The 22,779-nt window shown below is 70.0% G+C and carries 19 protein-coding genes; 11 read left to right on the top strand and 8 right to left on the bottom strand.

Going from position 1 to position 22,779, the window contains the following annotated elements; all coding sequences use genetic code 11:
• Positions 1-402, bottom strand: coding sequence for a nitroreductase/quinone reductase family protein (locus tag AB0I43_RS31755; protein WP_356976619.1), 402 nt, complete (start codon positions 400-402; stop codon positions 1-3).
• A gap of 84 nt (positions 403-486) precedes the next feature.
• Here AB0I43_RS31755 and AB0I43_RS31750 point away from each other — a divergent pair, with 84 nt between their 5' ends.
• From AB0I43_RS31750 to AB0I43_RS31740, 3 genes are all read left to right on the top strand, one after another.
• Complete coding sequence (locus AB0I43_RS31750) at positions 487-1,068, top strand: TetR/AcrR family transcriptional regulator (protein WP_356976274.1); 582 nt, start codon at positions 487-489, stop codon at positions 1,066-1,068.
• An 81-nt stretch (positions 1,069-1,149) separates the two neighbouring features.
• Complete coding sequence (locus tag AB0I43_RS31745) at positions 1,150-1,497, top strand: DoxX family protein (protein WP_357433163.1); 348 nt, start codon at positions 1,150-1,152, stop codon at positions 1,495-1,497.
• A 123-nt stretch (positions 1,498-1,620) separates the two neighbouring features.
• Positions 1,621-3,207, top strand: coding sequence for a GMC family oxidoreductase N-terminal domain-containing protein (locus AB0I43_RS31740; protein WP_356976271.1), 1,587 nt, complete (start codon positions 1,621-1,623; stop codon positions 3,205-3,207).
• Positions 3,208-3,215: 8 nt separating this feature from the next.
• Here the strand turns inward: AB0I43_RS31740 and AB0I43_RS31735 are convergent, their stop codons facing one another.
• The gene (locus tag AB0I43_RS31735) at positions 3,216-3,566 is read right to left on the bottom strand and encodes a DoxX family protein (RefSeq protein WP_356976269.1); all 351 of its coding nucleotides are present in this window, start codon (positions 3,564-3,566) and stop codon (positions 3,216-3,218) included.
• A gap of 102 nt (positions 3,567-3,668) precedes the next feature.
• Positions 3,669-4,145: an HAD-IIIC family phosphatase gene (locus AB0I43_RS31730; RefSeq protein WP_356976267.1), complete on the bottom strand. Its 477-nt coding sequence runs from the start codon at positions 4,143-4,145 to the stop codon at positions 3,669-3,671.
• Between the two features lie 307 nt (positions 4,146-4,452).
• Here AB0I43_RS31730 and AB0I43_RS31725 point away from each other — a divergent pair, with 307 nt between their 5' ends.
• On the top strand, positions 4,453-5,673 hold the full coding sequence (locus AB0I43_RS31725) for a helix-turn-helix domain-containing protein (RefSeq protein ID WP_356976266.1): 1,221 nt from the start codon (positions 4,453-4,455) through the stop codon (positions 5,671-5,673).
• 3 nt (positions 5,674-5,676) lie between these two features.
• Here the strand turns inward: AB0I43_RS31725 and AB0I43_RS31720 are convergent, their stop codons facing one another.
• Entirely contained in the window at positions 5,677-6,672 is a 996-nt protein-coding gene (locus AB0I43_RS31720) for an alpha/beta hydrolase family protein (RefSeq protein WP_357433161.1), read from the bottom strand.
• A gap of 382 nt (positions 6,673-7,054) precedes the next feature.
• Here AB0I43_RS31720 and AB0I43_RS31715 point away from each other — a divergent pair, with 382 nt between their 5' ends.
• The 3 genes from AB0I43_RS31715 to AB0I43_RS31705 all read left to right on the top strand — a co-directional run bounded on the left by AB0I43_RS31715 (position 7,055) and on the right by AB0I43_RS31705 (position 14,035).
• A complete protein-coding gene (locus AB0I43_RS31715; RefSeq protein ID WP_357433159.1) occupies positions 7,055-9,166 on the top strand; it encodes an acyltransferase domain-containing protein in 2,112 nt (703 codons plus the stop codon).
• A gap of 901 nt (positions 9,167-10,067) precedes the next feature.
• Entirely contained in the window at positions 10,068-12,446 is a 2,379-nt protein-coding gene (locus AB0I43_RS31710; protein ID WP_357433157.1) for a hypothetical protein, read from the top strand.
• Positions 12,443-14,035 (top strand): glycosyltransferase family 39 protein, encoded by a 1,593-nt coding sequence (locus AB0I43_RS31705; RefSeq protein ID WP_357433155.1) that lies wholly within the window; start codon positions 12,443-12,445, stop codon positions 14,033-14,035. The genes AB0I43_RS31710 and AB0I43_RS31705 overlap by 4 nt, the downstream gene beginning before the upstream one ends.
• A gap of 2 nt (positions 14,036-14,037) precedes the next feature.
• Here AB0I43_RS31705 and AB0I43_RS31700 read toward each other — a convergent pair whose 3' ends face one another.
• Positions 14,038-15,090, bottom strand: a complete 1,053-nt coding sequence (locus AB0I43_RS31700; RefSeq protein ID WP_357433153.1) for an alpha/beta hydrolase family protein — start codon at positions 15,088-15,090, stop codon at positions 14,038-14,040.
• Positions 15,091-15,301: 211 nt separating this feature from the next.
• A complete protein-coding gene (locus tag AB0I43_RS31695; protein ID WP_357433151.1) occupies positions 15,302-16,519 on the bottom strand; it encodes an alpha/beta fold hydrolase in 1,218 nt (405 codons plus the stop codon).
• Between the two features lie 340 nt (positions 16,520-16,859).
• On the opposite strand from AB0I43_RS31695, the gene AB0I43_RS31690 reads away from it, so the two are divergent.
• Both AB0I43_RS31690 and AB0I43_RS31685 read left to right on the top strand, forming a co-directional pair.
• Complete coding sequence (locus tag AB0I43_RS31690) at positions 16,860-17,477, top strand: YdcF family protein (RefSeq protein WP_356976254.1); 618 nt, start codon at positions 16,860-16,862, stop codon at positions 17,475-17,477.
• Positions 17,470-18,429: a MaoC family dehydratase N-terminal domain-containing protein gene (locus tag AB0I43_RS31685; protein WP_357433149.1), complete on the top strand. Its 960-nt coding sequence runs from the start codon at positions 17,470-17,472 to the stop codon at positions 18,427-18,429. The genes AB0I43_RS31690 and AB0I43_RS31685 overlap by 8 nt, the downstream gene beginning before the upstream one ends.
• Here the strand turns inward: AB0I43_RS31685 and AB0I43_RS31680 are convergent.
• Positions 18,424-19,479: an alpha/beta hydrolase family protein gene (locus tag AB0I43_RS31680; protein WP_357433147.1), complete on the bottom strand. Its 1,056-nt coding sequence runs from the start codon at positions 19,477-19,479 to the stop codon at positions 18,424-18,426. The two genes, AB0I43_RS31685 and AB0I43_RS31680, sit on opposite strands and share 6 nt — an antisense overlap.
• Positions 19,476-20,426, bottom strand: a complete 951-nt coding sequence (locus AB0I43_RS31675; protein WP_357433145.1) for an acyl-ACP desaturase — start codon at positions 20,424-20,426, stop codon at positions 19,476-19,478. Before AB0I43_RS31675 ends, AB0I43_RS31680 begins: the two co-directional genes overlap by 4 nt.
• A gap of 267 nt (positions 20,427-20,693) precedes the next feature.
• Between AB0I43_RS31675 and AB0I43_RS31670 the strand changes: the two genes are divergently transcribed.
• Positions 20,694-22,244, top strand: a complete 1,551-nt coding sequence (locus AB0I43_RS31670) for an acyl-CoA carboxylase subunit beta (RefSeq protein WP_357433143.1) — start codon at positions 20,694-20,696, stop codon at positions 22,242-22,244.
• A gap of 310 nt (positions 22,245-22,554) precedes the next feature.
• Positions 22,555-22,764, top strand: coding sequence for a hypothetical protein (locus AB0I43_RS31665; protein WP_356976244.1), 210 nt, complete (start codon positions 22,555-22,557; stop codon positions 22,762-22,764).
• Positions 22,765-22,779: the final 15 nt, after the last annotated feature.

The raw sequence follows: 22,779 nt of genomic DNA, 5'->3' as shown, positions 1-22,779 counted from the left end.
TCACAGATCCAGCCGAATCCGGATCGTCAGCAGATCGGTCCCCAGCACGCGCACGAGCATACTGTTGAACCACGGCAGCGATCGCAACCGCCGGCGCGCGTCATCGCCGGGCATGATCTCGGCGACGCCCCGATACCACCGCGACCGAATGCGCACGCGCACCCGGGGATCCGCGATCAGGTTCCGCACATAGTGCGATTCCCGGCCATGATCACTGACCAGCCAGAACGTCTGATCGACGCGGCGGCCGCCGATCGGGGTGCGCCGGGGCAGCCCGGTGCGCCGGCCGGTCGTCTCCAGCAGCGCGTTGCCCGGGACATGGCCCGCGAGCGGCCGCATCACCGGGTTCGCGATCCGCCGATGGAACCAGCTCACCCGGCGGCGCTTGGTCGAAGTAGACAGCACGATCACTTCCCTTGTCGAAACTGCGAGTCTCGACAAGTCTTGCCGAGACTTGGAGTTCCGTCAACGCTAGGATTCACGGTGATGCCACCCTCACCACGCCCGCACACCGGCCGCCGCCGCAACGACGCCGCCCGTCGCGCGATCCTCGCCGCCGCGATCGATCTGCTCGGCCGCGCCGGCGGCGACGTCCTGCACACCACGATGGACGAGATCGCGGCCGCCGCGGGCGTCGGCAAACAGACCATCTATCGGTGGTGGCCGTCCAAGGGAGCGATGCTGGCCGAGGCGATGGCCGAATGGGCGCGCGCGAGCGCGCCGGATCCGGACACCGGCGACGCGCACGCGGACGTCGCGGCTTTCCTGGCAGCGACTTTCGCCGCGTCGTCCACTCCGCCCGCCGCTCCCCTGCTGCGCGCGATCCTCGCCGAGGCCCAGCACGACCAGCAGACCGCCGAATTGCTGGCGGCATTCGCGCGCGACCGGCGCGCCACGCTGCGGCGCATTCTCGAGCGCGGGATCGACCGGGGCGATCTCGACGCGGCCCTCGATCCGGAAGTCCTGGTCGACCAGGCCTACGGGCTGCTGTGGTACCGGCTGACGATCTCGAAGGAACCGCTCGACGCCGCCGTAGCCCGGCGGCTCGCCGCGTCGCTGTGCCGCTGACCTGCGTTGTCACCTTTCGTGGCCGGCATCCGTCAGCCCGGTAGCGGACACGACCGTGTCCGGCACCGAAGGGATGTCTCCATGAATACCGTCTACCTCGTCACCACCGTCGTCGCGGCCGCACTCGCCGCGATCGCAGCGGGTGTCGATGTCGTTCGAGCGCAATGGGTTCGAGAGAATATGCGCCGGATCGATATCCCGGAGTGGAGCATCTATCCGCTCGCCGCGATCAAGGCGGCCGGCGCACTCGGTCTGCTGATCGGCCTGGCGGCGCCCGCGCTCGCATTGGCCGCCGCCCTCGCGCTGACCGTCTATTTCCTGCTCGCCATCGCCACCCTCTTGCGCGCTCGCGCCTACTCCCAGCTGGCCTATCCCGTCCCCTTCCTGCTGGCGGCGGCGGCCTCGGCGGCCCTGTTTCCCCTCGCCTGAGCACCGGATAACGCGGCGCCTCGCGCGGGATCGGGGCGCGCTCCGCTGTTTTACAGAAATCGGGGCTACCGGCCGTGCGGGCCTCGTATGTTGGGGAGGCGCGGTGCGGAATGGAGTCAGGCGATGGCAACCGATGAGCTGACAGCGGATTACGTGATCGTGGGTGCGGGGTCGGCGGGAGCGGTGCTCGCCAACCGGCTCAGCGCGGATCGTGGGACGCGGGTGGTGGTGCTCGAGGCCGGCCCGCCCGACAAGAACAAATTCGCGCATATTCCGGCGGCCTTCTCGAAACTGTTCCGTTCCGAAGTGGATTGGGATTACCTGACCGAACCGCAACCCGAACTCGACAACCGGCAGATCTACTGGCCGCGCGGGAAAATGTTCGGCGGCTCGTCCTCGATGAACGCGATGATGTGGGTACGCGGGTTCCGAGCCGATTACGACGAATGGGCACTGCTCGCGGGCGACGAGTGGGGGTTCGGCGCGGCGATCGAGCAGTTCCGGCGGATCGAGAACGTGCAGGACGCGCAGTTCCCGGACGAGGGCGCGACCGGCCCGCTGCACATCGCCAAGCAGCGCAGCCCGCGCGCCTCGACGGCCGCGTATCTGGCGGCCGCGCGGGAGGCGGGCTACCCGGTCGAGACACCGAATCGCCCGCAGCCCGAGGGTTTCAGCGAAACCATGGTCACCCAGCGCCGCGGCCGGCGCTGGAGCACGGCCGACGGCTACCTGAAGCCCGCGCTGCGCCGCCCGAACCTCACCGTGCTGCCCGAAGCGCTGGCGACGCGGGTGCTCTTCGACGGCACCCGCGCCGTCGGGGTCGAATACCGCCGGGGCACGGAGACTTTCACGGTGCGCGCACGCCGCGAAGTGGTGCTCTGCGGCGGCGCGATCAACAGCCCGCAGCTGCTGATGCTCTCGGGCATCGGCGACATGGTGGAGCTGGGCCGCCACGGCATCGCGACGCTCCAGCACAATTCCGAGGTCGGGGCGAACCTGCAGGACCATCTGGTCGCGGGCATCGGCTACAGCGTGTCCGCCGATTCGCTCTTCGACGCCGAAAAGCCCCGGCAGCTCCTGGATTACCTGGTGCGGCACCGCGGCATGCTCACCTCCAATGTCGGTGAGGCCTACGGCTTCATCCGCTCGCGTCCCGAACTGGAGCTGCCGGATCTGGAGCTGATCTACGCGCCGGCGCCGTTCTTCTACGAGGGGCTGCAGGAGCCGACCGAGCACGGAGTGATCCTGGCGACGGTGTTGCTACGCCCGCACAGCCGCGGCCGAATCGGCTTGGCCACAGCCGATCCCGGCGCGAAACCGGTGATCGATCCGGGCTATCTCTCCGACAGTGCGGGCGCCGACCGCGAGGCGGTCATGGCGGGTTTACGCGTGTGCGCGACCCTCGCCGCCAGTCCGGCCATGAAGGCGGTGCTCGGTCCGCTCATCTATCCGCCCCGGGCGCCGCACGAGCTGGAGGGCACGCTCGAGCTGGCACTCAACGGCTACTCGCACACCCTGTATCACCCGGCCGGCACCTGCCGCATGGGCACCGACCCCGCCAGCGTCGTCGATCCGCAGCTGAAAGTCCGTGGGGTGAGCGGACTCCGGGTGGCCGACGCGTCGGTGATGCCCACGCTGATTCGCGGACACACCCACGCCCCGAGCGTGTTCATCGGGGAACAGGCCGCGAAGTTCCTGTTGGCGACCTGAGCCCGGCGCTACATGCTCAGCAGCCGCAGCACCAGCGCCGCGACCGACAGCGCGAGGATGATCGCCGGCGGGGCCATGGTCTTGTAGTCGCGGGCCTTGACGTGGAAGGCCAGCGCGCCAAGGAAGTAGAGGATCAGGCCGATGGCCGCGGCGATGCCGATCGGCGGCCACCACAGCCCGGCTACCAGGCCCACCGCGCCCGCGAGCAGGGCGGCGGCCAGCAGATTCAGGCGGTTCTCCGGCACGCCCAGCTTCGCGTAAGCCTCGACGAACTCCGGCTTGCGGGAGATCTTGAAATAGGCCGACGGAATCAGGCCGACGGCCAGCAGAACTGAAACGATGACGGTTGCGACGAACATAGCGTCTCCTCGAATGCCACCCCCGTTGACCGTTCCAATGTAGAACGCGAGGACGTCCGAGGGAACAGCTCGGCGCGAATCGGGCGCGATCCGCCGGGCCTGCTACAGCGCGGGCACCCGGTCGAAACCGATGGGCGGGGTCGGGGTGGGGCGGGAGTGCAGCACGGGCCGGAAATCGGGCAGCGCGGTGAGCACGTCGACGTTGCGTGCGGCGTAGCAACGCACCCGGGGCAGCGCCTGGGCGACCTCGGCGCGTTCGATGGGCTCGGCGTCGACGAAGGCGATCGCCTCCAGCGGCAGGCCGAGCGTCTGCGCGATCCGGACGATCGCGGACGACTTACGGCCCCAGCCGATCTCGACGGCGGAGAACATATCGTAGAGGCCGTGCCGGTAGAGCGCGTCCAGCGTGCGGGCGCGGTCGCTGCGGCTGGCCACGGCGTGCCAGATGCCGCGGTCGCTCAGGGCGCGCAGCGTCCGCAGCGCGTCCGGCTTCGGCGTGGTGCCGGTGGCGTCGCAGACGACGCCCTCCCACAATGTGTTGTCCAGTTCCCAGACAAGACATCTCAGAGCCGGTCGCATACCCCTGCCCCCAATCGTTCGTCGCACCACTCCGCTTCCCACCTTGCGTGCCCAGCACATCTCCGGCAAGCCCCCGATTATCGGGTGCCGGGCCGTTGTGGCGATACTACCGGTACCGGGAGCAGAACGGTTGGGTCGCGACCCCCGCGGGAGCCCCTCGAATTCCCCTAATCTGTGCAAAATCACAATTCTGCCTGGTAGATGCCTATCCGATCGTACATTGACCGCCGAATCGATCCGTGAATCCAGAACGCCGGTTAGTGTGAATGCGCCACACAGCAATTTCGGGGGTGGAAGGAAGTCGCCAATGACCGTCGACAGTTCAGGTCGGGTGAGCCTGACTTTGTCGGGCAAACCGATGTCGTCCTCGCTCAAGGACGTTCGCTCGCTCTCCCGGCAGATGGTCGGCCACTTCGTGGAAAACGTCGTGCCGTGCGGAACGCTGCCCGGCGACGCCATCTCCGGCGACGTCACCACGATCACCCGGGTCTGCCTGGAGTTCGCGGTCAGCATGCTGGACGGGAACGACATCCCGGCCAAGCTCGCCCGCCTGCAGGAGGCCGCCGCGAGCTGGGCCCGCGAGGGCGTGCCCATCGACACCATCCACCACTCCATCCACGAGGGTTTCAAGATCGGCTTCGAGCTCGTCGTGGCCAACGCCAGCCTCACCGACTACGACAACATGGTCGACGGCGCCAAGATGGTGCTCGAGATGCTGGACCAGATCACCTCCGCCATCTCCGTGGCCTACGTCCGTGAACTGCGCTCGGCGGTCAGCGAGCACCACACCGCGGTGCACACGCTCACCTCCGCGCTGCTCGGCGGGCACAGCACCTCCACCATGGCCCGCGAGTGCGGCATCACCATCGCGCCGTCCTACGACGTAGTGGCCGTGTCGATTCCGCCGCACCGCGAGGAGTCCAACCCGGCGGTGGACGGCCAGGTCGTGGCGCGGCGCAAGCTGCGCCGGGTGCAGACCGAGCTCGCCGCGCGCTGCCGCAACAACGCGCTCTCGCTGCTCAGCGTGGACGGCGGCACCGTGCTGATTCCCGCGGAGATGTTCGACAGCGCCGAACTCGACGCCCTGGTGGTGCAGCTGGCCCACGCCGCGCAGGTCGGCCTCACCGCGACGCTGGTGCAGGCCACCCCCGACCTGATCCCAGACGCCGCCGATCAGGCGCACGAACTGCTGGACATGGTGCAGCGACTGGAAATGGTGCCGGGGCTCTACCGCTTCGACGAACTCGCCCTCGAATACCAGCTCACCCGGCCCGGCCCCGGCCGCGAATACCTGGGATCGCTGCTGGACACCCTGGACGAGCATCCCGAACTGCTGGAAACCCTGCAGCGACACATCGCCAACAACCTCAATCGCCAGCGCACCGCCCGGGTGCTGCACGTGCACACCAACACCGTGGACTACCGGCTCAAGCGCATCGCCCAGCTCACCGGGTTCGACCCGGCCCAGCCCTCCGGATTGTGGTATCTGCGTTCGGCTCTGGTCGCGCGGTCCTACCGCACGACCTGAAACCTATTCCGCCACACCGAGTCCCCGCGCCAGCACCGGCCACGAGTCCTTCAGCGCCTGCTGCCAGTAGCCCCAGGAGTGGGTGCCGGTGGGCTGGAAATCGTAGGTCGCCGGAATACCGAGCTGATCGAGTTTGGTGCGCAGATTGTGCGTGCACCAGTTCACCGCGGCCTCGATCACCCCGCCCAGCACCAACTGGTTCACGAACCCGCGCGGACCGGGCTGCATGTGGCTGCCGTTGTAGACGTCGTACATGCCCGGCACACCGGTGCCGGTGGACACGTAGAGTTCCAGCCCGCGCAACTGCTCGGCGTGCAGGTACGGGTCGTTGGCCGCCCACATCGGATCCTCCGGCGGGCCGTACATGTTCGCGGTGTCGCCGCCGCCCCAGCTCTCCACCGCGAGCTTGATGAACTCGCGCCCGATCGGATCGCTGGTCTGCGCGCAGCCGCTGTAGGCCGCGACCGCCCGGTACAGGCCCGGCGCGGCGATCGGCAGCTGCAGCACCGCGGTGCCCGAAGTCGACAGTCCGGCAATGCCGTTCACGCCGGTGGTGCCGAATTCGGCGTCGATGAGCGGCGGGAGCTCCTCGGTGAGGAACGTCTTCCATTTGTAGAGACCGAGTTTCGGGTCCGGCGCGCGCCAGTCGGTGTAGTAGCTCCACTTGCCGCCCACCGGCTGCACCACGTTGACGTGCTTGCCCGCCAGGAAGCCGAGCGCGTCGGTGTTCTTCTGCCAGGTGGCCGAATCCTGGCCGCCGCCACCGCCGTTCAGCAGGTACAGCGCTGGGGCGGGCGTCGAGCGGTCGGCCGGGCGCAGCACGTCGACCATGATGTCCTGACGCATGGCCGCCGAGTAGACGCGCACCTGCACGGTGCGGTCGTCCTTGGGCCAGGCCCCGGTGATCTTCGCGTGCTCGGGCTCGGCCGCGGCGGGCGCGGGCACCAGCACCGCGGCGGCCAGCAGGGCGAGGACCGGGCCCCAGGAACGTCTCTTCATCGGCTTCCGGCTCCCCAATCACAGTGAATTCGACCATTCCGGCGAGCGCCGGCGGGGCCGACAGTACCGACCGCACGAGCGTTTCCGATCGGTTGCGGCAACCTTCTCGCCGCCACACAATTCACCCGGCGGGCGCGCTGTGAACTACCACTGTCCGGTACGGTCGCGGCGGCCGCCCGCCGCTATTGGTGCGATTCACAGTCCACCCCGGACAACGCTGTGTACTGCCAAAATCTTGCGCTCGAACAGTTCTCGGGCGGCGCCGCCGTGCGTACCGTGAACCAGATCCGGACGCCCGGTGAATTCGGGCACTCATTATCCGGAACCGAAAACGTCGGCGCAGCGCGGCGCAATTCCGGTGCCCGAGTTCGGAAGGAACTTCGTGTCTGACATCGCAATTATCGGAATCGGCTGCCGATTCGCCGGCGGCATCGATACGCCCGAGAGTTTCTGGCAGTTCCTCATCGGCAAACACCACGGTGGCGCGGATCGCCCGGCCGATCCCTGGGAGATCGACCCGGACTTCTTCGGTTTCGCGCCGCCCGCGGCGGGTGGGCTCGATCCGCGGGAGCGCCTGCTGCTCGACGTCACGCGGGACGCGCTGGACGACGCGGGTGTCGCCGGTGTGCCGGTCGAGGTCTATGCCGCCGGGGCGGCCAACGGGCTCGCTCCCCGCATCTCCCACGTGCTGGGCGGATCCGGCGGCACCGACTGCTCGTCCTCGCTCGACGCGCTCCAGCTGGCCTGCCGGGCGCTGGACCGCGGGGAGTGCGCTGTGGCGGTGGCGGGTGGGGTGCATCTGCTGGAGGCGGCTCTCGACGGCGATGAGGGCGGTGGGATGGTGGTGCTGAAGAAGCTCGGCGACGCGGTGCGCGCGGGCGATCGGGTCTACGCGGTGGTCGAGGCGGGGCGGGGGGCCACTGGCGAGACGTCATGGTTTGCCGGGAGCGCGGCTCCAGGCACTGCCAGCGAGACAGCATGGCGTTCCGGGAGCGCGGGTCCGGGAGTTGCCGACGATACGGCAGGGCGTGCTGGGAGCGCGGGTCCGGGAACCGCCGACGAGATGGCACGACCTGCCGGGAGCGTGGCCCCGGGAGTTGCTGGCGAGACGAGAGGGCGTGCTGGGAGCGCAGTTCGGGGAGCCGCCCGTGTTCGCGCGTGGGAACATACGCTCGACGGTGCCGAACCGGCGCTCGCCGGGATCGCCGGTGTTATCGAATCGGCGCTGGCTATCCAGCGCCGCGTCCTCCCGAACCGAGGGCGTCTGCACGCGGCCGCCTCGCGCATCCCGATCGACTCTCCGGGGCCGGACAACCGTATGACGATCGCGGTCAACGATTTCGGCGACGCGCGGGTCACGCTGCGGGAACATCGATGGTCGCCAGGCGGGACCGCGCGTCACTACGGCGTGCTGCCCCTGTCCGGCCGCAGCGCCGCCGCGGTGCGGGCCACGGCCACCCGGTACGCCGACCTGATCTCGGCGGGCGCGGATCCCGGACGACTGGCCGAGACAGTGTGGACCAAGACGACCCACCACGCGTTCCGCACCGGCATGCTGCTCGGCGACACCGGCGAATTGGTCCGGCGGCTGCGGCATTTCGCCGCGGGCGCGGGAGCCGACCCGGCGCGCGCTGTGGCGCGGCACGGCGAGGGGCTGGTCTTCGTCTGCTCCGGGGCCGGGGCGCAGTGGTGGGGCATGGGCCGCGAACTACTCAGCGCGGACGGTGTTTTCGCCGCCACCGCGCACGCGGTCGACGCGCAGTTCCAGTCCGTGGCGGGCTGGTCGATCCTCGACGAACTGCTGATGCGCGGCGAGACCGACTGCCACGCGGGCGCTGTCGACCTCGCCGGGCCCGCGAATTTCCTGGTGCAGGTCGCCCTAGTGGCCGAGCTCGCGGAGTTCGGGATCCGGCCCGCCGGTGTCCTCGGTCACGGCACCGGCGAGATCGCCGCCGCCTACCTCACCGGCGCGCTGTCGCTGCGCGACGCGGTGCGGGTCGCCCACCACCGAGCCCTGACACCCCTGTCCCTCGGCGATCTGCGCACCGCGCTCACCGATCTGGCGCCGCAGCGGCCGACCATCCCGCTGTACTCCACGATCACCGGCGCACCCGTCACCGGCGCGGACTGGGACGCCGAATACTGGTGCGCGACCCTGCCCGGACCGGCCCGCTTCGCCGCCGCCGTCAGCACGGCGGCCGCGGCGGGCAACCGGGTGTTCCTGGAGATCGGCGCCCACCCGGTGCTCTCGGACGAGGTGCGCCGAATCCTGCGCGACACCGGCGTAATCGGCGCGGCGGCACACACTCTCGACCGCACCCGCTCCGACTCGGAAAGCGTCCGCCGCACCCTGACCGATCTCTACGCCGCCGGCGCCCTCGACCTGACGGCCCTCTTCCCACCCGACCGCCCCACCACGCACCGCCCACCCCGCGACCTCTGGCACCACACCCGCTCGACCGCACCCCTCCCCCAACCCGTCGGCGTCCAGTGACCGGGATACACCCGGACCCCGGAAACCCGCACACCGGAATCACCGAGCGAACCCACCCCCAGCGCCCACCAGGCATCCCCATCGCCTGGCAGGAAGCCCAGGAACCCGCCGCCCGCCACGCCATCTCCCGCCTCACCGCCCGGGCGACCTGGAGCGAACCGGTCGCCCGTCAGGTGCGATACGAGCGCACCGGCCAGACCGATCCCGGCGCTGGGCCACAGTCCGGAACGCGCGACGCGGACATGACGCCACGCAGTGGCAGCACAGCATGGCCACAGGTAAACGGCGGCCAGCACTCACGCATGGCTCCGCCGCAGCAGCCTGGTTCGTCGTTCCTCGAAAATGATTTCGCAGCAACGGGGTACGACACCGGAGCGGCAATCCCACCACACAGCGGAAGTCCTGTCGTGCTTCCCCGCGACGCGGCAGACCGCGTCTGGCAGCGCGCGGACTCTCCAACATGGCCACCGCACACCGGTGCGCTGCACAACGGTGGGGTGATCGACGCGCCGCACCAGACCGATAATGCGCGCCGGCAAGGCCAGGGCCCTGCAACCCGGCCGGATGAAATCCCCGCCCCGCCCCGGCCCGACGAGAGCGGCCTCCCGATCTCGCGGCGCGACAGTGGCGGGCCCTGGTCGAACCTCAGCGAGGCCCCTGCCGGCTGGGTGCTGCCCCACACGTACGACGGCGGAATGCCGGTCTCCCAGTCCGACGGTAGCGCTGAAGTCCGCCCGCACAACGGTCACGACCGAATCCGGCAGCGCGGCAACACCACCTACGAGACCTCACCGAGGCAACAGGCAAGCAGCGCCGCGGCCTCGCCTGGCGACGCAGGTGGCTCAGCGTGGCCACGGGCGTACCCTCCGGCCTGGCCACCTCACACCAACGCTCTGCCCCGATGCCCCCCAATGGCGTGATCGGCGCGGCGCTCGAGACTGGTGCCGAGCTCCGGCACGGCGAGTGCACCTCGGCCTGGCCGTCTAGCGGCAATGCTGCGCTCCGGCGCGAGACCGACACCGCGCTCCAGCACGGCCAGGGCTCCTCGGCCTGGACGCATGGCGGTAACACTGCGCCCCAGCCCGAGACCGACACCGCGGTCTGGCACAGCCAGGGCACCTCGGCCTGGACGCATGGCGGTAACACTGCGCCCCAGCCCGAGACCGACACCGCGGTCTGGCACAGCCAGGGCACCTCGGCCTGGGCGCATGGCGGCAACGCTGCGCTCCGGCTTGGCGCGGGCGAGAGTCCGATCCGGCAGCACGACGGCGACGCAGGGTGGCCGATCGGCCGCGGCGGTGCGGCCGGTCTCTCACCCGGTGACGGAATGCAACGGCCGTATTCCGGCGACATGTCGTTCGGCGGGAGCGCGCTGACTTCGACGCGCGACAGCGGCGCCCCGGACTGGTCGTACGCAGACAATGCAGCGGCTTGGTCGCGTGGTGGCGCTGTACCGAGGCCGCACGACAGCAGTGCTGCAACGCTTTTCCACGAGAACGGTGCGCGCGCCGCAGAGCATGCCGGTGTCGCGAGTATTACGCCCCGCTACGGTGAAGCGTTCGCTTCGATGCACAGCGGCGATGCGGTATCCGCGCCGGGCAGCGGTGGTGTCCTGGTCGCTCCGCCTCGTCGCGACATGGAGGTAGTACCGCGGACTGGTGCGTTGGTGCCGGTGCGCGGGCGTGCGCTGGTTGCGGCGCGGGAAAGCGGTGCCGGGATTTCCCGGCTGGCGGTCGCCGGGTGTCTGATCGCGCTGTTCATGCAGCTGGTCGACATGGTGACCATCTGCCTCGCCCTGCCGAGTATCGCTGCGGAGCTGCCGGTTTCGCCTGCCCAGCGGGTGCTGGTCGTGGCGGGTTCTGCGGTGGCGTTCGCCTGTTCGCTGGGGAGTGCGCGACGGTTGGGTGAGCGGTTCGGTTGGCGGGGAATGTTTCTCGGGTCCGTGGCGGCTTATGCGGCGGCGTCGGCGTGGTGCGCGCTGGCGGACAGCGGGGCTGAGCTCGCGCTCGCGCGGGTGGCGCAGGGGGCCGCCGGTGCGGGGGTGGCAGCCCAGGCCGTCGCCGTAATACTGGCGGCGGTGGCGCAGAAGGCCGTCGCCCCGGGGGTGGCGGCAGAGGCCGTCGAAATCGAAACGGCGCGGGTGGCGCATCGAGCCGGTGCGGGGATGACCGCGCAAGCCGTCGGGGTCGTAGTGGCGGGGCAGGGAGACGCCGGTGCGGGGGTGGCGGCGCGAGCCGCCGGAGTCGCACCGACGTGGGCGACGCACAGAACCGCCTGCGTGGCGGCGAAGGCTTTGCGCGTTGCGCGGCAACGGCAGTCGATGGTGATCGCGCTGGCTGCTGTTATGGGCGGCGTGGGATTGGTGGTCGGCGGGCTCTTTGTGTCGGATGTGGGTGGGTTCGGCTGGCGGGCGGCGTTTTTGATGAACGTGCCGTTCGGGCTGATCGCCTTTGTGCTGGGCGCGCGTTGTCTGCGGGGTGGGCCGGTGGGGCGGGAGCCGTTGCCGATGCGCGGGGTTGTCATGGCGGGCATCGCGTTGTTCGCGCTGGTGCTTGCGCTGGCCGAGATCCATCAGAGTGGCTGGCGGCCGGGCGCTGTGCTGCTCGGCGGTGTCGCCGTGGTGCTGCTCGGTGCGTTCCTGCGGCAGCAGTCCGCGCTCGCGCGGCGCGGTGACAGTTCGCTGGTCCCGCTGGAACTGTTCGCCGATCGGCGCTTCGCGCTCGACGCACTGCTGGTGGCGTTGTTCGCCGCTCTGCTCACCACTTTCGTCTTCGCCGTCTCCGGCATGTTGCAGGACGGCCTGCACTTCTCCGCGCTGCGCGCCGCTCTCGCGCTGACGCCCTTCGGGCTCGGTGCCGCCGCCGGCGTGGCCGCCGCGCCCGGGCTCGCGCGGCGCTGGGGCGGAGCCGTCTTCGCGATCGGTATCGCCGCCTTCGGCGCCTGGGCGGCACTCGGCGGCGCTTACCTTCAGATCACCGGCGGCGCAATCGATTTGCGGTTCGCGGTGCTCCCGATCTTTCTCTCGGGGCTCGGCGTCGGCGTCTACGGCGCACGGCCGCTGCTCACCGCAGCGCGCCGGGTCCGGACACGCACGAGTATCGGCGTTCTCCTCAGCGCGGGACAGCTCGGTGCGGGGCTCGGCTCGGCGACTCTGGCGGCGGTGTTCTTCCGTTCGTACACCCTCGGCGGCGGCATCGCCGTGCTCTCGGCGATCGCGCTGCTCGCCCTCGTACTGGCCGCGCTGACGCTGGCCCTCCCGGCACCGGGCGCGCCGGAATGACCGGGGAGACGGTCGCCGGCGCGGTCCGGGCCGTCGAACGGGACGGCGGCGCGCCGCTGCCGGCTTTCGCCTGGCGGGAGGTCTCGGCGATCACCGCGGCCGCGGGGGTGCTGTATTTCGCGCGGCTGGACCGCTACGCCCTCGGCGGCGACGAACTGTATTTCATCGGGGCGGGCCATCATCCGGCCGTGAGCTACGCCGATCAGGGGCCCGCGGTGCCGCTGCTGGCCGCGCTCGCCGACGATCTCGCCCCTGGCTCGGCGACGGTGCTGCGCCTGCCCGCCCTGCTGATGACGCTCCTCGCCGTCGTGCTCAGCGCGCTGATCGCCCGGGAGCTGCGCGGCGGCCGGGGCCCGCAGGCGATGGCGGCGCTGGCGTACGCGGTGACGCCGGCGGCGGTGTTGCAGGCGGCGATGCTGAGCACCTATGCGCTGGACGCGACGCTGACCGCGGGGATCAGCTGGCTGTTCCTGCGCTGGGTGCGCACCCGCGAACTCCGGCGCTCCCGATTCCGCGCGGACCATCTGCTGGTGCTGGCGGGCCTGCTGGCCGCGCTCGCCGTGCAGGTGAAGTGGCTGGTTCCGCTGGTGTGGGCGGGCATCGCGCTGGGCTTCGCGCTGCTGGGCCCGCGCGAGGTGTTCCGCAGGCCGGGCTGGTGGCTCGGCTCGGCGGTGCTGGCGCTCTCGGGTCTGCCGGCGGTGCTGTGGCAGTACGCCAACGGCTGGCCGCAGCTGGGCATGAGCGCCGTCATCCGGGCCGAGCAGCTGGCCACGAGCCCGCTGGTGGCGATGCCGTGGCAGGCCGTGCTGCTCACCGGTCCGCTGGGGCTGCTGATCCTGGCCGGGATGTGGGCGGGTTTCCGCTCGGAGCTGGTACGGCCCTACCGGTTCCTGATTCCCATGGTGGCGCTCGGCTTGGTCGGCGTACTCGGCGGCGGATTGCGGCCCTACTACATGGCCGCCGCGTTTCCGGGTCTGCTCGCCGCGGGCGCGGTGTATCTGGCCGAGGTGGGGCTCACGCGCCGGGTGCGCACGTTCGGCGTCGCGATCACGGCGCTGGCCACCGCGATCTGCGTGTCGGTGGTGCTGGTGCTGCCGCTGCCGCAATCACAGTTGCGCCAGCCCACCGACCGCTACTCGCAATTCGATTGGCGGATGCGGCTTTTCGGGCCCAGCGGCTGGGAACGGCTGATCGCCGGCGTCGACGCCGCCTATCGCCTGGTGCCCGCCGAGCAGCTGCCGGGCCTGGTGCTGGTCACCCAGAACTATTGGCAGGCAGCGGCACTGGACCACTACGGCCCGGCGCTGGGCTTCCCGGCGGTGTACAGCACCAATAGGGGCTATGCGTACTTCCCGCCGCCGCCGGACACGGCGACCACCATCCTCTACGTGGGCATCGACCGACCGCAGACCACGCTCGGGCTGGAATTCGCCGAGGCGGTCGAACTGGTCCGCGTCGACGACCGGCTCGGCGTGCCGAGCGTGAATCGTCATGTCTCGGTGTGGAAATGCCGCTACCCGGCCCGCCCGTGGTCGCAGGCGTGGCCGGGGATGCGCCGGCTGCCGCTGGTCGACGGCACCGCGCGCTGAGCCTAGGCGCCGAGCGCGGCGGCGAACAGCGGCCAGGAGGTGTGCAGGTCCTGCTGCCAGTAGCCCCAGGAGTGCGTGCCGCTGGCCCGGAAATCGAAGGTCGCGGGCATCGCCAGCTCGGCGAAGCGGTCCCGCAGCTGCTCGGTGCACACCTTGGTGACCGCGTCCAGCACGCCGCCGATCACCAGCTGATCGATCAGCTTGACCGGGTTGCGCCCGACGCCGGGCCCGTCCAGCGTGTCCAGCGGACCCGGCCAGCCGGTGCCGGTCGAGACGTAGATCGTTGTGCCGCGCAGCTTTTCGACGTGCAGGTAGGGATCGTTGGCCGCCCAGGCCGGATCGGTGGGCGGGCCCCACAGGTTCAGCGCGTTGCCCCGCCGCGCCGCCACCACCGCGTCGACGATGGCCTGGCCGCGGACGTCGCTGGTGCGGATGCAGCCGCTGTAGGAGCCGATCGCCCGGTACAGCCCGGGCGCGGCCAGCGCCAGCCGGAAGCTCGCGCCGCTGGCCATCGACAAGCCCGCCACCGCGTTGGCGCCGGTGCCGCCGAAGGCGGTGTCCACGATCGGGGGTAGCTCACCGGTCAGGAACGTCGTCCAGAGTTGGCGGCCCAGCACCGGGTCGTCGGCGCGCCAGTCGGCGTAGAAGCTGCCCTGGCCGCCGATCGGCACCACCACGGTCACCTGCTTGTCGGCGAAGTACTGTGCCGCATCGGTTTTGGTGAGCCAGTTGGCCCCGTCGGTCCAGTGGGGCGTGTCGGTGCCGCCGTCCACGCCGTTGAGCAGGTACAGCACGGGCGCGGGCCGCGTGGGATCGGCGGCGGGCAGCACCGCGACCGTCACCGGTCGCCCCATCGCCGCGGAATGCACGGTCAGGTCCACCACCCGGCCCTCGCCCTGTACCGCCGCAACCAGGTGCGACCCGTTGGGCGCCGGACGCGCCGCCGAGAACGCCCGCACCGGTATCGGTTCGGGGTCGCCGGGCGACGCGACCCCTGATCCGTGCGAAATCACCAGCAGGGCAATCGAAACCACCGCGACCGTGAAGGCGCGCATCGAAACTCCTTGTGTCGGAAACCAGTAAACGCCGGAACCCACCGAGCGGGAACTGTCTGCGGATTCCGCTCGGTGGGGCCGGCTGCCGGGGCGGGCGTCGGGGAACAGGTGCGAGGGGCAGCCCTGTCCGGGGCGCACGTCCGGCGTTTCGGGGCCCCGCGGCGCCACCCTCGGGGAGTCAGGGTCGAGGCGACGCGCGGGGCACCGAGTTTCAGAGGGAGCCGCCACCTCCGATCAACCACGGGTTGAAGGTACACACCAGCTGCGGGTGGCCCACCGGGTCCAGGGCCCGCAGCGCGATGGACAGCGCACGCGGCGAGTACATCACCGTGAGGTGATCCGACAGGTCCTGCTCACAGCCGTCCTGCAGCGTGATGTTGGCGACCTGCGCCCCCGGTCCCGGCTTGAGGAACGTCAGCTCGTAGGGGTTGGTGACCTCGTCGTAGCGGGTGCCGACGACCGTGTAGTCGACGCCGGGGACGGTGTCACCGTTGGCGTTGAGCTGGTTCACGAAATCCGAGCCGATGGTCTGCTGGATGCCGGCGTGACCGACGAAGATCTCGATGAACCCGAGGATGTCGATGCCCAGGTTGTTGATCGCCCGGCCCAGCGCGCCGATGCCGTCCAGGCTGGTGCCGTGGTGCGTGGCGCCGTAGGTGACCAGGTTCTTCACCTTGGCCGCACCGCCCTCGAACTTGGTGTACCAGTTCGACATCGAGCCGCCCTGCGAGTGCGCGACGATGTCGACCTCGTCCGAGCCGGTCGCCGCCAGCACCCGGTCCACGAAGGTGGCCAGCTGCTTGGCGGAATCCTGGATGTAGCCGGTGCCCATCACACCGGGCAGCACCGAACCGAGGCCGCCGCCCTCGAGCAGGTTGGAGCGGCCGTAGTTGAAGGTGAACACGCAGAAGCCCGCGTCCTTCATCGGCTGGCCCATGTAGGCGAAGCCGTTGTAGGCGTTCATCCAGGTGCCGTGCACCGCGATCACCGGTCGCGGATGCTCCGCGGTCGGCTTGCAGTTCCAATCGTTGGTGCCCGGCGGGGCGACGTCGGGGTTGAGCAGGCCGTAGCCGAAGGCGGCCAGCCAGGAGCTCTGGGCGGGGCCGTAACCGACTGTGTCGCTGGCGTATCCGCCCGCCGAGCCGGAGCTGGACCCGGAACCGCCGTAGCAGTCGCCGGAGCCGTTGCCCGAGCCCGCGCCGCTGCCGGAGTCGCAGGCCGACCCGGTGCCGCTCCCGGAGTCGGCGACGGGCTGGACCTTCAGGCCCGCCCGGATGTAATCGGCCAGGGTCTGCTCGGTGGGTGCGGGGGCCGGCTCGGCTTGCGCCGGAACGCCGGCAAAGCTCATGGCCAGGACGGTCACGCCCATCGCCACCGCGGCACCGGTCCCTCTCCAACGGGCCGGGCGGCCGCAGGTACTTCGTTTCATGAGTAGCCTTCCTGTTATCGGCAGTGCCCCGCACCCGCCGTGCCGGTGGCGAGCACTGGGACTGCGCAGAACGCTAGAACCGCGCAATCCGGAAAACGACGTGACAGATCGGTATCTGGAGACCTCACGAAAGCGCTTCTCCAGAACAGGGATCGGGCACAGTGCCATCTGAAGCACGGATTTTCCGAATGTACGAGAACTCCCAATTCCGCCGCCTCACCGGCGTGCATTCTCCTCAAATACGGAAAACACGAGCGCACTTCGCGGATTACCGGGCAATCATGATTCAAGTAATCACAGCCACCGGCGGCCACATTGTGGCTAATCAACGGAGATCGCCATGCTCGACACGAACACCCGGCCAGTCCACCGGATACTGCGCCTCGCGGCCGGAGTGGCCGGCGTGACCGCGGTCCTCCTGGGCGCCGCGGTCGCCCACGCCGAGAACTCCGGGTCGGCCATCGCCGATCCCGTGCCGACGACGTCCACCGAACTCGGGTTCCGCGCGCCCGGCACGGCGATCGTGGTCCTCGGCTACGGCCTGCTCCCCGACGGGGAGATGCGCCCGGAACTGGTCTCCCGGCTGCACACCGGATTCGTCCAGGCGCTGCTCGCGCCGGCCGCCCCGATCATCGTGACCGGCGGCAATCCGCGCAACGGGGTCACCGAGGCGGAGGCGATGGCCGGCTGGCTGGTCGCGCGCGGCATCCCCGCCGACCGGATCCACCTGGACTCCGACGCCACCTGCACGGTCGAGAACGCCGCGTACTCGGCGCGGATCATGCGCGAGATCGGCGCCCGCGACGCGGTCGTGGTCACCTCGGCCGATCACATCGACCGCGCGGCCGCCGATTTCGTGGCGGCCGGGGTCGAGGTGAGCGGAACACTCACACCGGAGCGGATTCCCCTGCTGGCCCTGCCGTTCGGTCCGGCCCGGGAGGTGGCAAATCATGAGTGACCTCGCCGCCGCATTCGCGCACGCGGGCGCGCCCGTGACGCTGCGGAATTTCCCCGCCGCCAGCTACCGGGTCACCCGGGAACGCATCCGGGAATTCGCGCTCGCGGTGCACGACTTTCATCCGGCGCACTGGCGGGACTCCGCGGCCGCCGCGCTCGGCTTTCCCGGCCTCATCGCGCCGCCGACTTTCGGGTCGATAATTCTCATCCAGGCCCAGCGGGAAATCCTGGACACCCTGGTGCCCGGTTACGATCCGCAACGCATCCTGCACGCCGATCAGCTGCTCGACCCGGTCCGGCCACTGGTCGCCGGCGATCGGCTGACCTGCCGCGCCTTTTTCGAATCGTTCCGGCATTTCGCCGCCTACGACGTGCTCGCGATCAAGACCGTGCTCACCGACCAGCGCGGCGCGGTGGTGCTGACCGGCTCCACGGCGCTGCTGGCCCGTACCGGCGAGGGCGCGCCCGGCCCGGCCCGGCCGACACTGCCCGGCCCGCTGCGCCCGGCCACCCTCTCCCGGCCGGTCTCGCTCCGAATGCCGCGCACCACACTGGATTTCGACGCCCTGCGGGTGGGTTCGGAGATCCCGGCCCAGGTGATCGAGCTCGATCGCATGGACCTGACCCGCTACGCGCGGGTGCTGGGCGCGGCCGACGATCGCCCCGCCGTGATCGCGCCCGGCATGCTCAAACTCGGCCTGGCGGCCGGGTTCCTGAGCGCCTGGTCCGGCGACCCGTCCGCGGTGCTGCGCTTCCGCGCCCAGTTCGCGCACTACACGCACGCCCTGCGGGTGCCGCCGGATCAGCCCTGCCCGATCGAGTTCCGCGGCCGGGTCACCTCGCTGGACGCGCGCCGGCGCAAGGCGACGGTGGCGGTGGAAGCGCGCGCCGACGGGCGGCGGCTGTTCGGCTACGCCGCGGCGGAGATGCGCTTCCCGGCGCTGGGGCTATAGGCCCAGGGCCTTGGCCAGGACTTCCCAGGCGCGCGGCAGCTGCGCCTCGAAGTCCGGCCAGGTGTGCATGCCCTGCGGCGAATACTCCACGGTGGCCGGGATTTCCAGCTCGGTGAGGCGGGCGGCGAACCGTTCGGTGCACTGGCGCGCACCGGCCTCCAGCGCCGTACCGCCGCCGGCCATCGCCAGCGCGTCCACGATCGAGGACGAGTTCGCGATGGCGATCAGGTCCGCGGTGGTCGGCGCGCCGCTGGAGGCGGACAGGTAGATCGCTGTGCCGCGCAGCTTCTCGGCCCCCAGCAGCGAATCGTGCGCCGCCCACTCGGGGGAACTCGGTGGGCCCCACAGGTTTTCCACGTTCCCGCCGCGCGAGGCGACGGTGATCGTGGTGACGGCGTGGCCCAGCGGGTCCGCGGTGGAGTAGCAGCCGCTCATCCCGGCCACCGCGCCGTAGAGGCCCGGATGACGCTGGGTGAGCATCATCGCGGCCTGCGCGCCCATCGACACACCCGCGATCGCGCGCTTGCCGTTGGACCGCAGCAGGGATTCCACGATCGGGGGCAGCTCCTCGGTGAGGAAGGTCTCCCACCGGTTCAGCCCGAGCGCGGTGTCGTGGCGCAGCCAGTCGGAGTACATGCTGCCGGTGCCGCCGCTGGTCAGCACCACGTCGACGGGCTTGTCGGCGAAGAACTCCGCCGCCCGGCCCTTGGTGATCCAGGCCGAGGTCGGGTCGCCGTCGACGCCGTCGAGCAGATACAGCACCGGGTGCGGGCCGTCGCCGCTGCCGCGCAGCACGTCGACGGTGATCTCGCGGCGCATGGCCGCCGAGGCGATGTGCAGGCGCTCGCGACGCGGACCCACCGGTTCGGTGCGCAGCAGGCCGGTGCGCGTCATCTTGGGATCGTAGGGCGGCGGCGTGGTGGTGGCGGGCGCGCCCTGGTCCAGCACCGGAATGTCGGGCTGGGCACGGACTTCCGCGACCACCGGCACAGCGGCGACCGCGGCGATCGTCAGGATCACCGCGGCGCTCTGGGGTAGTCGTCGGTTCATGCGCTGACGGCGGCTCGCTGCTCGGCTCTGGCCGCGGCCCGGTCGCGCTGCTCCTCGAAGCGGCGCGCCTTGACCTCGAGTTCCTCGAGATAGGCGTGCAATTCGTCGCGGGCCTGCTCTCCCGGCCCGGAGATATCGGTGCGCTCGAAGACATTCCAGGCCCGCAGCACCGGCCGCACCACCACATCCAGGTGCTGGCGCAGATCGTAGATGCCGTGCTTGGCCAGCAATACCGCGTTCCGACGGAAATTCGGCTGGGTGAGCCCGGGCATCTGGAAACGGGTGACGATATCGGTGATCGCGCGCAGCATCTCGTCGGGCGCCAAATCCAGCGCGGCGGCACTCAGATTCCGGTAAAAGATCATGTGCAAGTTCTCGTCGGCGGCGATCCGCTGCAGCATAGCTTCCGCCACTGGTTCACCGCAGGCCGTTCCGGTGTTGCGGTGGCTGATCCGAGTGGCCAACTCCTGCAATGTCACATAAGCGACCGAACGCAAAAACTGCGGTCCTTTCTCGGGTTTCGCGACGCCGGTGGTCATATGCGCCATTCGAGCCTGCTCCAACGCTACCGGATCCACCGCGCGGGTCACCACCAGATAGTCGCGCATGACAATCCCGTGACGATTCTCCTCGGCGGTCCACCGGCCGACCCAGGTGCCCCAGACGCCATCCAGGGAAAACGAATCCGAGATCTCCCGGTGATAGGAGGGCAGGTTGTCCTCGGTGAGCAGATTCGTCACCATCGCGACCCGCGCGAGTTCCGACAACCGCGATTGCCCGGGCGCCCAATCCTCGCCGCCGAGGGCCGCGAAATTGCGGCCGTCGTCCCAGGGCACGTAATCGTGCGGATTCCAGGACTTGGCCTTGCGCAGATGGTCCTCGAGCAAACGCTCGGCGGCGGGCTCCAGTTCGCGCAGGATATCCAGATCGGTCAGGCTGCTCGGCACTGCTAACTCCCTTTGTCCACCCCCGGGCTACGAGGTGGAACCGAGATTAAGCCGAATCACACCCCCCGCTGCCTGTTTCTACCTCGGAATCAGGCATCTCACCAGCGACTACCGGAGAGGTTGGGTGAAGTCACAAGCCGGCGGGTTCGCGCGAATCGCTCCGCGCTACCCCGGCACACCGATAGCATCGAGCGCCGCACCTGGGCTACCGTCGATCGATCGGCAGCACCGGCGGCCACGATGAGTTCGAAGGGCTACACCAAGCACATGAGCGTTACGCGAGAAAAGCTGGATCACCTCCGGGATGTCCTGGAGCTGGCCTCCGAACCCGCGGGTGAGACCGGCATCGCGAAACGCAAGGCCAAAGGCATACCGAGCGCACGCGAGCGCGTGCACATGCTGCTCGACGCCGGCACCTTCGTCGAACTGGGCGCGCTGGTGCGCAAGCCCGGCGGCGGCGAGGCGATGTACGGCGACGGCGTGGTCACCGGCCGCGGCTACATCGACGGCCGGCCGGTCGTGGTCATCTCCCACGATCAGACCGTGTACGGCGGGTCGGTCAGCGAGATGTTCGGGCGCAAGGTGAACGCCGCGATGGAGTTCGCGTTCAACAACGCCTGCCCGGTGATCTGCGTCAACGATTCCGGCGGCGCCCGGATCCAGGACGGCGTCACCTCGCTGGCCTGGTACGCGAACATGTGCCGCTGGCAGGAGGACCTCTCCGGCTACGTGCCGATGGTGGCGATCATGCTGGGCAAGTGCGCGGCCGGCTCGGTCTACGGGCCGATCAATATGGACGTTCTGGTCGCGACCAAGGACTCCTACATGTTCGTGACCGGCCCGGAGGTGATCAAGGCGGTCACCGGGTCGGCGGTGACGGCCGAGGAACTCGGCGGCGCCGAGGCGCTGCAGATCAACGGGACGGTGCACCACGTCGCCGCGACCGAGCAGGCCGCCTTCGACTGGGCCCGCGACTACCTGAGCTACCTGCCGAGCAGCTGCCTGGAGCAGGCGCCGGTGATCAACCCGGGGCTGGAGCCCGAGATCACCGACAGCGACCGCGAGCTGGACCGGTTCATCCCGGATTCGGACAAGGTCGGCTACGACATGCACGACATCCTGCTGCGCGTCTTCGACGACGGCGCCTTCCACGAGCTCGGCGCGGGCAGCGCGCAGAACCTCATCACTGGATTCGCCCGGGTGGACGGCCGACCGGTCGGCGTGGTCGCCAACCAGCCGCTGGTGCTCGGCGGCGCGCTCGACGCGGCGTGCTCGGACAAGGCGGCCCATTTCATCCGGCTCTGCGACGCGTTCGGCGTTCCGCTGATCTATGTCGTGGACACCCCGGGCGTGCTGCCCGGGGTCGACGAGGAGCGCAATCACGTCATCAAGCGCGGCGGGCGGATGTTCCGCGCGCTGATCGAGGCGACGGTCCCGATCGTCACCGTGGTGACCCGCAAGGCCTACGGCGGCGGCTATGCGGTGATGGGCTGCAAGCAGCTCGGCGCGGACATCAGCCTGGCCTGGCCGACCGCGCGCCTGGCGGTCATGGGCGCGGAGTCGATGGTCAGCATCGTCGGCCGCAAGCAGCTCGCCGTGACGCCCCCGGAGCAGCGGGACGCGGTGCGCGCGCAGATGATCGACTTCTACAACGCCACGGTGGCCACACCGTGGACGGCCGCCGAGCGCGGCTACATCGACGCCGTCATCGAGCCGTCGCAGACCCGGCTGGAGATCCGCAAAGCGCTGCGCCTGCTGCGCGACAAGAGCGGGACCCGGCGGCCGAACCCGCGCAAGCACAATCTGTTTCCGATGTGAACCGAACGGGTTGTGGCGCGTCACAACCGGCGTGATCGGGGGTGATGGAATCTCCGGATTCTGTCGCCCGGATCGCCGAACCCGTTGCGGGTGGCCTACTTTCAGGAAGGCCCGGTCCTTCGTTCGCCGCGTAGGGATCGGGCCGGTGGCGGGTCGGCCGCGTTTGTTCCCTACCCAAATCTCGGCAGACCCGCCACACCCGCCCGGCCCCCTTGTCGCCTTTCACCATTCGCCCGATCCGGTGTTGTGACACCGACAAATCTCACTGTGATCCACGGCACAAAATGTTAGAACCGCCTACTGTCGAGTTATGAGAGAAGGAGACGAGCCGGGGACGGTCGTCAGGGAGATTCTGAACTATTTCGGCAAGTGCCCGGCCTGCGGATATCCGGCACGCGCCACCGAGGTTCGAGCGCCGTCGGCGCGCAACGGCGAGGCGCTGGTGACCATCTCGGCCACCTGCGACCTACCGTGCGGCTGGTCCGGGCCGGTGCAGCGCACGGTGATGACCCGGCAATGAGCAAGCCCGCCAACG

The organism is Nocardia sp. NPDC050435, assembly GCF_040655395.1.
Taxonomy (GTDB): domain Bacteria; phylum Actinomycetota; class Actinomycetes; order Mycobacteriales; family Mycobacteriaceae; genus Nocardia.
Note: the sequence above shows the minus strand (reverse complement) of the source record. Positions and strands in the feature narration are given on the sequence as shown.